Below are 16,540 nucleotides of genomic sequence, written 5' to 3'. Positions count from 1 at the left end.
GCGCTTATTATATTTTAGATAACTAACCTATGACTAGTAAACAAGTGTTTGTATCGCTCGTGCAGGTATTTTAATTGATGTTGCAACATTAGCACCAACATATAGTTTATAAGTCATATCCTCATCGGATCTGTTCATCACGACAGTGGCCATCTTTCCATTCTCGTTAATGAAAGAAGTACTGATTAGGAAGCTAATACTTGAAACTGTACTGACTCTTTTTGCTCCCGGACGAATGTATTTTGAGAAATGCCCCAGGTAATAATAAGATGGGGTGTAGATTAAACTATCGGTTCTAGTGTCTGCATGAATTGGGGAAAAACACAAATTACCAACGTGATTAGGCCCCCCTGTTTCATCGAGTAGAATGTTCCAGTCTGTCCAACCAACTGTTCCTCGGTTAAAATCATTAATCATTGAATGACCATATCTCTCTGCATTTGGCCAGTACTGATACTTTTCAGGATCGAAACTCTCGTTACATCCTTCTGTAAAAAGTAGTTTTTTATCAGGATAAGCTTCCTGAATCTTTGATAGATTGTCGAACATAGGTTCGCCACCTCGCCATGTTTCGTACCAGTGGAAACCTGTTCCCCAGGCATATTTCTCCGCTTCAGGATCGTCTAGAATCGTATTGGCTCTGTGCGTAATCAAATCTCGGTTATGATCCCAAACCACAATATTTTTATCTCCAAGTCCTTCTTGTTCCAGAATTGGTCCCAAGTGATTTTTCAGAAAATCGCTCTCTTCTTCGGCGGTATAAATACAAGATTCCCAACGTTGAACCGCCATGGGTTCATTCTGAATGGTCACCCCCCAAACAGGAATACCTTCTTTCTCGTAGGCTTTAATAAATTTAGCATAGTATTTTGCCCATGTATCATAGTACTCTGGGAGTAATTTTCCTCCTCGAAGCATATTCTTGCTGTCTTTCATAAAGGCAGGCGGGCTCCAAGGACTGGCATAAAATAACATGGAACCACCAGCTTTTGCAATGGCTTGTTTAATCATCGGCAAACGATACTGTTTGTCATGATCGATGGAGAAGGTTTTTAAGTTTTTATCTCCTTCTTCGATATAGGTGAAGCTGCCATTACTAAAATCGCAGCTATGAATTGACGTACGCATTAAGGTATAATCAATACCCTCTTTGCCATAATAGGCTGAAATAAGTTCTTCTTGTTTCTCTTTTGAGAGTTTTGCAAACACTTCTGCTGAAGCATCCGTAATCGCCCCTCCTACGCCAATAAATGTTTGAAATCTGTTGTTCGGATTAACAAATATCGAATTCTCTGTCTCTAAAGCTTGTTCGGTTTTCTTGAAAACAGACTGTCCAGTCTCGCTTAATCTGAATTCTGTGTCCTTTGCTGTAGTTATAATCGTAGCTTTTTTTCCCACTGCCCTATATTCAGCTGTTGATGTGTCAACTGGCTTGGCTTGTGAGCATGCCATAAAAGCAATAGTGATAACAGGAATAAATCGTTTCATAATTAAGGTTCTGTTTTATAGTTGATAACTATTAAATAATCTTGTAAAAAAATCATTTCAAAGTATTGAGCTCATTTTAACAAAAAAATATCAGAGTAATTAAATAGCGCATATAGTATGAGGGATACTACAGAGGCGCTATCAACCAACTACTAACTAGTCATGATCTAAACTCTTAAATGAGTTTCTATTAAAAAACATTTTGATTGAGAATCAAGTTTCCTTGATTCTCAATCTGTGTTTAAAATGATTGACCAACCAATTTTAACACCCCAAAATTTTCCATCTGATAAATTAAATATTTAAATAAATGATTATGCTTCAGCTAACCTTCTCTTATCTAAATCTGATTTTATAACAACACAAGTTTCATGATCAATAGTATAGAAATACAACAGAATTGCACAAGACATATACAGGACTCCCGGAATAACGGAAATCATGAGTTTAATACCTGTTATGGCTGTAGCTGTTTGTTCAACATTTGGCGTAAATTTGAAAATAGCAAGCATCCATCCTGCCAAAGCACCACCTATACCCCAACCCGCTTTTTGAGCAAAAGTAGCCGCAGAAAACACCAAACCTGTTGATCTTCTTCCTGTTTTCCATTCCGAGTAATCGGCTGTATCGGCAAGCATGGTCCATAGTAAAGGTACTGCAGGAGCATAAGCCATCTTTGCCAGAATATTGAGAATATAGATCATCGTAATATTGTTGGCATCGGGAAGATATAGGCAGATGAAGAAAAAGCCCGACAGTAATGAACTAGCCAAAAAAACATTACGTTTGCCGAACCGTTTAGCCAAAGGTTTTGAGAAAGGTATTGCAACTATTAGAGCAACAGTTCCTATCACATTAAACAATTGAACATTTTCTTCATTTCCTATATAGTATTTAAAGTAGTAAGCAATGGATAAATTTTGCATTGCAAACATGATAAATGAGATAATCCCAACAAAAAACAAAATTACCCAAGGTTTGTTTTTAAATAGGTTTTTAAAATCTGCCTTTAAGTTTTCTTTCTGTTCTTTAGGAGGTTGTACTCTCTCCTTAGTTGTTTTAAAAGTAATCATGAACAACACAAAACTGATAATAGAAAATAAGATCAAGGTATACTGATAGCCCTTTGCATTATCACCCTGACCAAAATACAAGGCTAAAGAAAGAGCTGTTCCTGACACGATAAACTGACCAATAAAAGCAAAGATAAATCGGTACGAATTAAGGCCTGCTCTCTCGTATGAATCAGAAGTCATTACAGCTCCTAATGATGAATAAGGAAGATTTATAGCCGTAAACACAGTCATTAATAACATATAGGTAACGCCTGCATAAATGATCTTTCCGGTAGGTCCGAGATCAGGAGTGGTAAACGTTAAGACCGCCAATACACTGTATGGCAAAGCCATCCATAAAATATAAGGACGGAATTTTCCCCATCGAGTGTTTGTTCTATCAGCAATAATCCCCATTAAGGGATCGCTAAGCATGTCCCAAAAACGAGCAATCAGCATAATAGTACCAGCCGCCGCAGCTGAAATACCAAAAGTGTCAGTGTAAAATATCAAAATCCAGAAACCTACCATATCCCAAACAAAATGGGATGCTGTATCTCCTAAACTATAACCAACTTTTTCCTTTAAGGACAGTTTTGATTCTATTTCGTTCATCTATATATGATTCTAGTGTTTTTTAATTTATCTCAAACAGATTGTACGTTCTGGACCATTCAATTGTCTGGCCGGGCTTCACGTTTACATCAAAAAATAGTTCAGGACTCACAACATGTTTCCAACCCCAAAGATTGACTTGGCTTGTTTTAAAGTTGCCTGTTTCTCTTATACCAATTTTACTTTTCTTGTTGATCAATTCCCAACAAGCATCTACACACTCACCTCCTGAGAGGTTGCTAAAAAAGAATTGTTCTTCCGGTATGCTATTAAATCTTATCTCATCTTGACCGACTTCAACCTTTTCTTCCGGATTAACAGTCGCTCCGAATAATTCAGACTTGATTTGAAAGGGAAATTTCAAGATGTAATCATTGCCTATTAATTCTTTATTAATCGCTAAAAAATTATGCGTATACTCATTAGTAGCAATGGTTTTCATACCTGTATTGTGCAACTTATAACGAATTACAAAGCTGTCTTCCAATAATTCAATTTCTTTTTTCAGCACATAGGAATAGCCATTAGTGCTTTCAGATTGACACTCTATGATAACTTTATTCGATTCAATTATCACTTTAAAATCAGCAGGTTGAATTTCATATGTTTTACTAAAACTATATTGCTCCCCATCCTTCTTAAGTAATCCTACTCCTATCTTAGGAAACCAATCTCCTTCCTCACAATCATCAAATCCTACTGGTGTTTCAATCCCAAACTCATTGTAAAAACCTTTGCCAAAATTGTCTTCCTCATCCTCATTCATTCTCTCAATAGTAGAAACAGAAACACCTTTATATATCAAACTTGTAATCTTCCCTGTCCAATCAAACCTTGAAAGCTGATAATTATCTAATGGTAAATCGATATGAACCTCAAGATTCTTGTTTTTTAAGACATGTGTCATATTCGTATTTTTTTGATGCTGACCTAAGCTTACAACTGGTAAGCATATCATTAGAAATAAGACCGTTTTATTCATCTTTTCGTGAATTTGAACAATAGCTAATTAGACTTAGGTAAGCTGGTATACTTTTCTTTTACAACACTGAATGCCTGTTTCTTATTTCTTTCAATATCAACAATCCCCCAGTACTCCTCATTCGGTGCACCATCATAAGGGACACCACCGCTGTTGGGTGCCCATCCTCCAATATCTAATGAATTATTATTCCCAGCTTTCCATAGCTCATCCACAAATGCAAACAAGGCAACACCCGAACAAATTTTCTGATTCCTAAAAATGGATTCCAGTATATTTTTAGTTGCATCCGCCTGAGCTAATTCATTTGAGCCCTTCTTATAGCCATCTTTTGAAATCGTCATATAACTATCTGCACCCGCCTCGGATAAATACATGGGTTTATCACTTAGAATAGACCATTCCGAAAAAATCTTTTCTGGATTATCCCATCGGTATACATTCATCCCCCATACATCTATATTCGGACACATTGCTAGTGCAAATGAATCTGGCAACTCGCCGTGTGCAGTTGTTACAGGGTGAGATGTATCGTGTTGATGAATGAGATCTGCAGCCTTGCTTAAAGCTGTGTACCAATTCTTGATATCATCACCAAACCACTCGGGATGATAATTGTATTCATTGCCTAATTCCCAAAGTAAAATTGCTTCGTGATTCTTGTAGGTGTTTATGTAATTGATAAAAGTCCCTGAAAGAATATCATTATGCCCACCTTGGTTGTAACCAAATCCAATAATTACTTTTAGTCCGGCCTCATGTATCTCATCAAGAACAGAAACATCTGTAATAGGCGTATAAACTCTTATGGTGTTTATTCCAGCCTCAAGCATTAAAACCAGATCTCCAGACAAATTACCAAAGTTTCTTTTATTGCTTCCTTTGGGAACAGGATGATAACATATCCCTTTGATTGTATAAACAGAATCGTTTAACAAAATATCACGTCCATCAATAGAAATGGTATCGGTATGAATCTGTTTACATGAAATGAGTAGTAAACTCACAGCAAAAATCAATACAATGTTTTTAATCATATTCCAAGATTTAAGAAGGTATTACTACCGTCTGAATTGCCTGAGCACTTATTTGAATTTCCACTGAACTATCGCCCAACGAAAGTTTTATATTCTTTGCTTTCAAACTCATATTCAAAATCACAAGAGCAATTGATCCATCAGGATTTTGTGCCGCTGTCATCATGAGATCCTTATCTGGATTCTCAAAGCCAATACGAACAGATCCAGGGCGGATGTACTTGCTAAAATGCGCCATGGTATGGTATAATGGCGTAAAATAAACCTCATCTGTCTCAGGATCTACAATTACGGGAGCAACACACCAGTTCTTAAACCAGTTTGGTCCGCCCTGACGATCTAAAACCATATTCCAGTCGATCCAACCTTGCACGTAATTGTTCAAACAACCTATAATATCTCTGGCATAACGATACACAGGAACATATTTCGGATGAAGATGCTTTTGATCATCTGGTGCCCAGTCCCAACCCCAATCGGTTCCCTCTTTTGACCAATACCATTTGTCATCATTCCAATGTGGAATCTCAGAATCAACACAAGCCTCCGATTGAATCATTAATTTATTTGGCGCTTTCTTGTATGTATATTGCAAAGTCTCAGGCATAAAGTCATAAGTGCTAGCATACCAATGAATCGCCATTCCATCAAAATATTTTGATGATTCCTCATCCTTGTACATAATGTCTGCCCACTCTTCCAGCTCATCTCTGTTCTGATCGTATCCTAATATCTTAACATCATGACCGTCATCATTTAATTTTGGTCCCAGATGCTTGCTTACAAATTCCACCATTTCTTCTGGTGTATAATGCATACTCTCCCAGTTGCTGTTATTTCCCAAAGGCTCATTCTCTACGGTCAATCCCCAAATATCGATTCCCTCAGTTTTATAAGCATCAATGTATTTTGAGAAAAATAGAGCCCAAGTATCGTAGTATTCAGGTAGCAATTTACCTCCACACCAATGCTTGTTATCTTTCATCCAAGGTGGTGCTGTCCATGGCGAAGAAAGAATTTTAAACCCATCTTCAGAAATGGCCATTGCATCCTTGATCATTGGAATGATATCATCTCTATCCTCTTCAATTGAAAAGTTCTCCAAAGCCATATCACCATCCACTGGCGCGTAAGAATAGTTGCTAAGTGAGAAATCACAAGAATTGATATGTGTGCGGGTTAAAGAATATTTAGCCCCTTCAGAACCAAAATATGCTTCCAATATTAAATCGCGATTAGCTTTACTAAGCTGATTTAGCAAATAGGCCGATGATTCAGTAAAAGATCCGCCAAAGCCGGTAATCGTCTGATATTTTTCATCAGGTAATAATTGGATGGCAACAGCATCTTCAGCAGAAGTAAATTCAGTTATTTTTTTGAGCTTGTTGCCATTTGAAGATGTCTCATAGACATCAACCGTCAAATTATTCTGCTGTGCTGTGCACCCCAACAAATTTGCCATGAGAAAAATAGATAAGAAATATTGTAATATTTTCATTAGTTTATAATTATCATATTAATTAAAATCAGATCTCAGAAATCCCTACTCTCAATTACAACTTAATAGTCGACGGAGTGACTTCTTCAGTGATATTATCATTATTGACTTCTTGCCCCTCATGCTTAGCCTTACCACGTCGTGCAATCAAGGCTTGTCTAATTTCATGAGCCTTAGTCTCAGTTATATCATATTTCCATACAATTAAAACTGCCATTGCTGCCGTCACAATGGGAATAATAATATCCGCAATTCTCAGGTTAGTCAGTGTTTCAGTGGTTTGTTGATCAATCGATTGATTGAAACCAACATAATGCAATACAATACCACTGGTAAGTAATGCCAAGGCAGTTCCAAGTTTCACCATCCACCAATAAACAGCTCCAAACATCCCCTCACGACGTTCCCCGTTGTTCAATTCATCCAAGTCACAAACATCAGCAGTCATCGACATCATAAGTGTAAACAAGCCTCCAATTCCAAAAGACAAAAATGGAATAGGCATAAACATTAACCATGGATTGTCAGGATTGAATCCCCACCATTTTAGTCCATAGCCAATCATTGATATTAGAGTTGCAATGACAAAAGCATTTTTCTTGCCTACCTTTTCTGATATTTTTGTTACAATAGGAATAACAAGGAAAGCGGTAGCCATTGCACTCACTGTTCCAAACCATGCAGGCCAGGATCCTGCGGCAACTTTATCTCCTTGAAAAAGATAATAGACAATAATGAACATTGCGAATTGTGCGATAGTTTGAAATCCATTGAATATGAGAAATGTAGCACCGCAAAGCTTCATAAAAGGTTTATTTCTGATTGTAAGCTTTATTCCTTTCACGAATTCTTTGGTGTTAGCACCCAAATCCTTCATAGATAAGTTGACTCTTTTGCTATTATCGGGCAATATCATTTCTTTATTAAAAAGAGCTGGTAATACACCCAGAATCATACAAATAGCGCCTACCCAAATTGATAAAACACGTGCTCCTTCAGGTGCTGATTCAAATATAGAAGGATCGTAAATAATAACCCAAAACCATGGAGCAATCATCCATGCAACTTGGCCCATCCATTGCGAGACAGCCATTAAACGAGTACGTTCATTATAATCAGGAGTCATCTCATATCCCAAACCGATTAATGGCGTTGCAAAAATGGTATAACCAATGTAAAAGAATACTGATACGATTAAAAAATAAAAGAAATTATAGGTTTGTGAATTTTCAGGATTCAATTGCCACATCACCATAAAAGCGACACCGGTAATAGCACTACCAATAAAAATATATGGCTTACGCCTTCCCCATTTCGATCTTGTATTATCAGAGATGAATCCCATAATAGGATCTGTTAATGCATCTAACAGTCGAGGCAAAGCACCTAGAACACCAGCAAGAATAGGATCCATTCCTAAAGACATGACCAAAACAACCATAAACACACCCAATGCAGCTGGAAACAACTGATTGGCCAAATGTCCTGATCCAAATGCTAGCTTTTGCCCAAATGGGACGATATCTTCCTTTACTGTTTTATAGTGTGTCATTATTTTTAGATTATCAGGTTTATGATAGGGTGCTTAATTATTTACTAATAATTCTTGCATGACTTGTTTAGGTTTTCTATCAACGGTATACAATCCCCAATGCTTTTCAGCTCCTAAAGGATTTGCCGTTTCTCCCTTCCAATCCTCATCGAATGCCTCAAAAAAGAAGGTCGTAATATTCATATCCTTTGACCATTTCATCAAATCGGTATAATATTGCTCCTGCTTTTCTTCACTTGCTCTCTCGCCAAATTCTGAGGCTACAGTAGCCCAACCTGCTTCAGTAATCACTATTTTACTATCAGGAAGCGCATTACGAACTTTTTGCACATTTTCGATGGTGTATGACATGGCTTCACCAATATCTTTTCCTTCCCAAACTGGGTAGACATGAATAGATATGAAATCAACTGCTTTAGCTAATTTTTCACCTTTAGCAGCCCACCACTCATAATTATCAGCAACAGTAACAGGTTGCTGAATTGCCTCCTGAACTTTCTGAACATAGATAATAATAGAATCCGTATCCACTTTGTGATCATTCCACTCAACTAAAGCTTCATTTCCCACGTTTACTGCAATTACAGTTTCAGAATATTCATTAGCCAAACGAATTCCTTCTTGTATTTCCTTCTGGTTTGCAATGCTATTTTGCCCTAAAATTTCAGATGGAATAGGTTCAGTTAACCATTCACAAGTTTCATGAGCACTTAATTCAGCTTTCAACCAAACACCCAACATCACCTTGATATCAAGCTTATTTTCTTTGATTATTCGCAATACGGCCTCTGAATTTTCGCCAGAATCGTAAAGACGAATCAGATTGAAAAGTGAATCACGAGAAATAATCTTCAAATCTTCAAGAACCTGCTCGTCCGAAGGATTTATGGCACCCTCATCTCTGTCAGGATGTTGTCCACTTCTGAATCCCGAATAACAAACAGCTCTTGAAACGCCATTCAACAAATCATCTGTACTTTGCTTAATCACTTTCATCTCAGGCTCTGCTTCGTTTGTTATGGCTTGTTTTGGCTTACTCGTTTGCTTGCAGCAAATAAGACTAAATGAAAAAATAATGAGTAGTGCCAGATTAGCTTTTCTCATGTTGATTGGTTGATATGAAATCATGAGTTGTATTTTAGGTTTTAGCTTCGTTTAAGTTTAAATCGTACGGTTTTTCTTGTTATTCTATTAAGAATCACTGAACCAGACTGAGATGCATTTTTTCCATAACTTTCTTCGGTTTTCGGTCTACCGTAAACAGCCCCCAGTGTTTTTCTGGTTCCAATGGCTCCTGTGAACCTTTCCAAGGCTCATCGAAAGCTTCAAAAACAAAGGTTAGGATACCTTCAGCATCACTCCAATTAACCAAATCGTTGTAATAAACTTCCTGCAACTCCTGACTAACATTCCCTGGACAAATACCTCTACCATTAGAATTAGTTGCCCAACCAGCTTCAGTAATGACTACAGGTTTATGGGGATATCTATCTGCAACGCTATAATAATTTTGTCTGGTATATTCCAATGCTTCATGAATATTTTTATATTCCCAAACTGGATAAGTATGTATGGATATGAAATCAACTTCCTCGACCAGATCATGTAACTTTTCCTGCCAAGGCACATAGTTTTCGCAAAATGTAACAGGCTGTTTAGCTCCCATCTTTATCAACCTGACATACTTAATTACAGTATCTATTGGCACATAATGATCTGTCCAGTGAACCAAGGCTTCATTGCCAGCAGATAAGGAGAAAATAATATCAGGGTACTCATTTGCAAGTTGAATCAACTTCTTAATTTGATTCAGATTTCTTGCCTTGTTTTTATTCAACTCGTCCTCTGAATAAAATCCACCCCATGGGCAGCCAAAGTTGTTCATCTCAGCTCCAATGTAGGCTCCAAGCATCACTTTAAAGTCAAGTGCCTCTTTTTGGATAACTTCCAAAACAATATCCGTATGCTTATCACAGTCGTACAAACGCAGATATTTCCAATGATTATTTAGAATCAAAAGATCCTCTTTAATTTGTTCATATGTTGGGAAAACACCTGACTCCGGACTTTGCCCCTCTCTGAAACCTGAATAACAAATAGCTTTTGCAGGTTCTATATTTAATAGTTCTTTAATTTTCATTCTTTACTAATGTGTGTTCTTAGCTTATGATTGTAATTCAACTGATGGTTTGAATTTTGGTTTCTCATCCTTATCCCAAATTCCCCAATAGGCTCCAACATCACCCTCGTCATCGGTTTTCCAGGTCTCGTCGAAAGAGGAAAAGTAAAAAATATCAATATTCTCTTTCTTAGACCACAATTGTGTATTGATAAAATATTTAAGAGCATTTTCTTCAGAAGGCTCAGCACCATGGAATGTTTCGCCAACATTAGGCCAGCCAGTCTCTGTAATGATTACTTTTTTCCCATTCCCAGCCTGTAAAGCACGATTGTACATATCTTTCATATAAAGATAGGAGTGTTCCAAACTACAGCCTTCCCAAAATGGGTAGCAATTAGCCAGTATTACATCGCAAGCTTCTGTTATTCTTGGACGATTGCCAAATTCATAATAAGCATCAACATAACCGACCTGAACTCCCGGAAGCGCTTTTTTCACCCTGTAGATATAATCCAATAGTTCGTCTTCAGTTAAGTCCTCACGATACAAGACTTCATTACCTACAGCAACAATATCTGCATGACCTGCTTTAGCTATTTCAATAAGACCTTCAATTTCCTGCTCATTGATACTTTTATATTTACCCAACCAAGCTCCAACCATGGTTTTCATCCCCTTCTCTTTGGCAATTTTAGGAATCAACTCATTGCCTTCGGTACATGAAAATGATCTCACCCATTGCGTATGAGGCTTGATAATATCAATTCGTCTTTTGATTTGTTCTTCACTTATTTCTGTGCCGGGCTCCTGTCCATCGAGATAAGGGCTGAAACATAGTCCATGCATCCCATCATTCAACATTTGATTATAAAGAGCTAATAATTCTTCCTTCGTTTTCCCGGAAAATTCAGTTCCGGCTAGGGACATTAGATATTCACTGCGTACAGACATAGAATAGGGCTTAAATGATTAGATTAAGAAGTATCTGCACAAGCAAAGCTTAAAACGATGCTTATACAGATACCTTATTTTATTAATTCTTTGTGATTGAAAATTCAATCCTTTCAACTTCACCACCTCGATTAAATATCAAAGCACTTGTCTCCTCGTCAATTATATTATTTGGAATGACTTTCGTTTTTCCATTTTTAAATGCAATTACGATTTGAGTTGTTTCTCCAGACCTATAGATTACAGGCACTTTACAGAATGTAAATCCTAATTGTCCTTCACCAAGAAAAATTTGCTGCTTCTTTCCATTGATATCGTAGTAAACGAATAGTTCGTCTTGACCCAACAATTCCTGATCGTTTAATAGAGATGTATCAAATACGATTTCTCCATGATTAACATGGATACCCAGTTCTCCCATTCTTGAGATAAAATCCTCTTTTACCTGCCCAGTCATACCTGGTTGTTGTGCACCAGCAGTAGAAGGTGTATGGGAATAAGCATCAGTTGGGAAAGCCCCATATAAATCAGGTGATTTATACAAGCCAATACCAGCTTTAATTTCAAAATAATGATCTTTTATTTTACCTAAAGTAATCGGGTTAGCACCTTCTTGTATCGCATTAAAATAGCTTTCCTGTGCAGCTAGTAACAATTTCGAAACCATATGCCAGTAGATACTACCTAAGCCTTCAAATCCATAAAAAGTACCCGAACGCCCTGTAAAAGATTGGTGGTCGAATATCTCCTCGAAAATATCAAGTACCTTTTCTTTTTCTTCCTTAATCAGATGCGCGTACTTATCAGAGTTTAGATCGCCAAGAGCATTTCTCAAAATTTCTGCATTTCTAAATGTGCCGTTAAAGTGATAACCGCCCATACTATCAACATTAAGAATTGAGGAATCATTATCAGCTATTAGTTTACTCAACAACTTAGATTCTTTAACACGATTTTCCGGGATGTTATTTTTTTCGGTAAAACGCGGTAATTGTCTGTTCGGATATAGGAAGTAACTGTATTGATCACGTCTAAACAGTTCACTCCACTTCAAACAATTCAATACATCAAGACTTTCCTCAGCATTTAAATAACCTGAACTTAAAACAGCAACTTGCCCCTCAAGCATTTGGTATAAATAACGAACTGAAACGCTTTGATCGGTAAATGAAATCAGATTGTAAGCGTGATAAAGTCCATCTTCGCGTTTGTTCACTTTTATGGATTGATCCATATAAACTAAGGCCAAATTGGTGAACTCGAGTAATTCGCTCACCTTAACAGTTTCTTTCAAACCTGAAAACGAATTTTCATAAATTCCATTTCTGTAGTTGCTTCCTGCTTCACCCAATATATCAGCGAAACGACGTCTGTCTTCATCTGAGAACCCACCTTCCAAAAGACCTGCATTTTCAACAAAAAGACTAAAAATGGAATCCATTAGAGTTTTTACTTCCTCAGAAATTTGAACTTCCTCTAATGAAATATTAGAAAATTTAGCGGACCAGAACTTCAGGAATCGTCTCAGGTAGCACAAAGTTACCATAGACACACCATTCCCAACCAAAGCATTATTAGCATCATTCCATTCCGGACGTTGGGTGTTTAACCAAATACCTGCTTCAGGAATAAAGTTGCTCAACTTAGTCAAAAGTGTTACTAATATCTTTTCAGTTAGGTTAACTTGATACAAGCCATCCTTACCATTTTGAAGTAATCTAGCATCTGATCCAATCTCTTCAACCATTCCTCTAATCTGATCATTTAGATCAAAATCAAACTCAATGGTATCTTGCGGATTCTTTACGATATCCTTGTATGATTTAATTCTATAAGGAACATTTGCATAGACAAAATTCTCTTTGGTCAGTAGATTATCCAATTTCCCCGGATGGTATTCATTGGATAACTCAAGAAATTTTTGAAGATAAATGATCTGATGATCGCCCCAATATCCAATATAAGCCCATGGATCATTAGGATCTGGACATTCCCAGTCAATTCCTTCTCTTGTAATTCGATAAGGGTTATAACCATCGGCCGTAGAAGCATTTACAAACTTACTGATCATGCCTTCCAAAAATTCAGGATATGAAAGCCCTAATGCTTCCCAGTTTTGGAAAATATCACGCCAGTTTCCCTGATAGTTTAATTTTGGTGAACCGTCTTCATTTTTTGTTTCGATAGAGAACTGATTCCATGGTCGACTAGGGTCGCCATGTCTTCTACTAAAGGTTAGAGGAAGGTATTCATAACAGATTCTTATCAAATCAGAATTTCCTGTTTTTTCGGCCAATTGATTCAAGTCCGTGTAAGCAATTTTTTCTGGTAATTGATCAATCCACTCTTGAAATGCCTTTGCAATTGGTTTATTCGTTTGCTGAACAAACAACTTAAAATCAACAGAGTCTACAAGGTAATTATCTACAAAAATACCACCTCGCATAACATTGAAAAGGGTATTCGAAAAATGACGGGCATAAGCCAAATCATCCTTACCCATTTGTAAACCATCAGCGTCTGCAACAATTTTAATCAAATTCGTAGTCCCTAAAGCGATATCTTCTGCTATTAAATCAGAAATATTCTTTTCGGTTTTGATAAAATTATTCAAATCGGCAACTGCTACGCTATCCTGATTAAGTTCTGTAATAATCATCCACTCTTTGGATTCATTTTCAGACAATTCAAGCTCAGAATTCAAAAAATACGCACCTTTGGCAGCTCTAACATCAATTTCTGTTTCAACAGGGTAACCTCTTTTAAAGCCGTCGATTTGTTTAGCTGACAACAGAATTTTACTGCCTTCCAATCCATAGGACCAAACCGTTGAAGTTTTTAAGGACTCACTTGGTTCTGCTCTATCAACAGGAATTGAACTCAGCATATATAATCCCAGACCACTTTCCTCAAGTAGTTCACACTTTTTATAGGCATCTAATAAATTACTATATTCATTCTGAAAATCGTAATCAACACCACTAGGTAGGATATTTTCAATCCCATCAATAATCTCGAATTTTACTGTTTTATCACTTAGGTTGGAAACCTTTGATGTTTTCACAAAACCAAATTTCTCGGTATTGCTCCAGCCATATTGGAAACTCATTCCCAAATCAAAGTTGACCTCTTCAAAAATGACCTTATTACCGTAGATACTCTTATATAGATTTCTTTCAATCTTGTATATATTTCTAAGGCCATTCGAAAATGGTTTCCACAAAAGAGTTTTCTCATTCTTTTCAACTAGAACAATGGTTTTACTCCCTGTTTTATCTCTATAATCGTGAATTTTATCAACAGTATAATAAGGGAACAAGGCATTGTTCCTATCTTTTCTTCCAGCCGATAAAGAACCATTGCTCGATATGAACATCCAGTGATCGGAATCACTAACTATACTCATAAAGAAGTCTGACATCTGATCAGAATTGCTGATCTTGTAAAACTTCTCATTATGTAGCTCTACGAATTTCCCCTCGACTTCAGCCCCGCTGTAATTCAAACTCGTGTCTCCCAAGTAAATGTTATTCTTCTTCATTTTAATATTAATTGATTCTACTTCAATTATTTTTTATAGTAAAAACTTCTGATTTTTATATCTAAAAACTTACAATCTGATTTTACCGATTGAAGAGTTCGTTTATTATTCTTTTACAAGTATCAATTCTAATTCTTCCAAGGATTTACCTTTAGTTTCTGGTAGCATATAAAAGACAAATACAAGTCCTATAGCACCAAATATTCCATAAATAAGGAAGGTTGTTGCATTCCCAAAATTCATCTGTTCCCATGGAAAAACAAGTTGAACAAGGAAGCTTATTCCTGAATTAATTAAGCCAACAAAAGAGATGGCAAGTCCCCGAATACGGTTTGGAAACAACTCTGAAAACAAGACCCACATAACGGGTCCGATAGAAATAGCGAAAGAGGCAACAAAGCCAAGAATACCAATCAAGACTAACCATGGGTTAATGCTAATTGCTTTCGAGATAAAATCTGTTTGATGCTCTTTAAAAACCTTTTCGCTTATATTATTTTTTAATGCTTTATTAAAGTCTAGATCACTGTAGAAAACCACATTTTGCATTGAAAAAAGATTCTCTGAATCAGCAAATGACGCGCATTCCTGAATTTTATCTTCTGTCAATTGATAAGTTGCTCTGCCAAATCCAGCAGAAAGTATAAACATTGAGATTGCAATGCCAGTTAAGCCAAAAATCAAAAGTGGTTTTCTTCCAATACGATCGACCAACCAAATAGCAAAAAGTGTAAATACAAGATTGATAAGTCCAACTAGTATGGCCTGCGAAAATGAGGCGTCAGTTCCTATTCCAGTTTGTTCAAAAATCATGGGTGCATAAAAGAACACGGAATTGATACCCGTAATTTGCTGAGTAACAGCGATGACAATTCCAATCAGCAACACCAATTTCATTGAAGGCTTGAACAGTTCTTTTAGTGAAGGTTTCTCCTTTTGTGGAGATACTTTAATACTTTGAGTGATCGATTTTAATTGAATTTTGGCTTCATCAGCTCCTAATGACTTCTCCATCACCTGTAATGCTTCATCATCCAAGCCATTCATGGCTAACCATCTTGGACTGCGTGGAACGAAAAATAGAAATACGAAATATATGATGGCAGGTAAGGCTTCCAAAGCTAACATCCAACGCCAATTGTAATTATTAAACTGAAATATTTCAGCCCAGCCTGCATTTGATTTTCCTAATTGCAAAATAATGTAATTGGTGAAAAAAGCGACCGATATCCCTAGCACAATATTCAATTGATTTAAAGAAACCATCCTTCCCCTCATTTTTGGAGGAGCAATTTCAGCAATGTACATAGGAGCAATGATCAGCGATGCTCCAACACCAAACCCACCAATCATTCTAGCCAAAACTAAAAACCAAAAGCTGGGAGCTATCGCTGATCCTATTGCTGAAATAAAATATAGTGCTGCGGCATATTTAAGAACCGTTCTTCTGCCTAATTTATCACTTAAAGGACCAGCCATAAACATGGCCAAAGTCGCAGTTAGTGTTAGACAGCTAACAGCCCATCCCAATTGAATTTTAGATAAATCAAATTGGGGTTCAATAAATTTCACAACACCCGATATAACCGAGGCATCGAATCCCATTAGGAAGCCTCCTAATGCAACAATAAACGATACAAAAACAGTATATCTTAAATTCATGTATTCTAATTTTATTTAAAATTCATTACCAAATTCA

The 16,540-nt window shown here is 36.7% G+C and carries 11 protein-coding genes; all 11 read right to left on the bottom strand.

Annotation, left to right across the window (positions count from 1 at the left end):
• Positions 1-33: 33 nt before the first annotated feature.
• On the bottom strand, positions 34-1,488 hold the full coding sequence (locus ACXR6G_RS11130) for a glycoside hydrolase family 30 protein (protein WP_458361505.1): 1,455 nt from the start codon (positions 1,486-1,488) through the stop codon (positions 34-36).
• Between the two features lie 314 nt (positions 1,489-1,802).
• Entirely contained in the window at positions 1,803-3,158 is a 1,356-nt protein-coding gene (locus tag ACXR6G_RS11125; protein ID WP_458361504.1) for an MFS transporter, read from the bottom strand.
• 22 nt (positions 3,159-3,180) lie between these two features.
• The gene (locus tag ACXR6G_RS11120; RefSeq protein ID WP_458361503.1) at positions 3,181-4,140 is read right to left on the bottom strand and encodes a hypothetical protein; all 960 of its coding nucleotides are present in this window, start codon (positions 4,138-4,140) and stop codon (positions 3,181-3,183) included.
• Positions 4,141-4,163: 23 nt separating this feature from the next.
• The gene (locus ACXR6G_RS11115) at positions 4,164-5,177 is read right to left on the bottom strand and encodes a glycoside hydrolase family 2 TIM barrel-domain containing protein (protein WP_458361502.1); all 1,014 of its coding nucleotides are present in this window, start codon (positions 5,175-5,177) and stop codon (positions 4,164-4,166) included.
• Positions 5,178-5,187: 10 nt separating this feature from the next.
• Positions 5,188-6,675, bottom strand: a complete 1,488-nt coding sequence (locus ACXR6G_RS11110; protein ID WP_458361501.1) for a glycoside hydrolase family 30 protein — start codon at positions 6,673-6,675, stop codon at positions 5,188-5,190.
• Positions 6,676-6,730: 55 nt separating this feature from the next.
• The gene (locus ACXR6G_RS11105) at positions 6,731-8,227 is read right to left on the bottom strand and encodes an MFS transporter (RefSeq protein ID WP_458361500.1); all 1,497 of its coding nucleotides are present in this window, start codon (positions 8,225-8,227) and stop codon (positions 6,731-6,733) included.
• Positions 8,228-8,260: 33 nt separating this feature from the next.
• Positions 8,261-9,355, bottom strand: a complete 1,095-nt coding sequence (locus ACXR6G_RS11100; protein WP_458361499.1) for a glycosyl hydrolase family 17 protein — start codon at positions 9,353-9,355, stop codon at positions 8,261-8,263.
• A gap of 70 nt (positions 9,356-9,425) precedes the next feature.
• Positions 9,426-10,367, bottom strand: coding sequence for a glycoside hydrolase family 17 protein (locus ACXR6G_RS11095; RefSeq protein WP_458361498.1), 942 nt, complete (start codon positions 10,365-10,367; stop codon positions 9,426-9,428).
• Between the two features lie 24 nt (positions 10,368-10,391).
• Entirely contained in the window at positions 10,392-11,300 is a 909-nt protein-coding gene (locus tag ACXR6G_RS11090) for a glycoside hydrolase family 17 protein (RefSeq protein WP_458361497.1), read from the bottom strand.
• Positions 11,301-11,382: 82 nt separating this feature from the next.
• On the bottom strand, positions 11,383-14,841 hold the full coding sequence (locus ACXR6G_RS11085; RefSeq protein ID WP_458361496.1) for a hypothetical protein: 3,459 nt from the start codon (positions 14,839-14,841) through the stop codon (positions 11,383-11,385).
• A 105-nt stretch (positions 14,842-14,946) separates the two neighbouring features.
• Entirely contained in the window at positions 14,947-16,503 is a 1,557-nt protein-coding gene (locus ACXR6G_RS11080; protein WP_458361495.1) for a sugar porter family MFS transporter, read from the bottom strand.
• Positions 16,504-16,540: the final 37 nt, after the last annotated feature.

The organism is Ancylomarina sp. YFZ004 (assembly GCF_054254355.1).
Note: the sequence above shows the minus strand (reverse complement) of the source record. Positions and strands in the feature narration are given on the sequence as shown.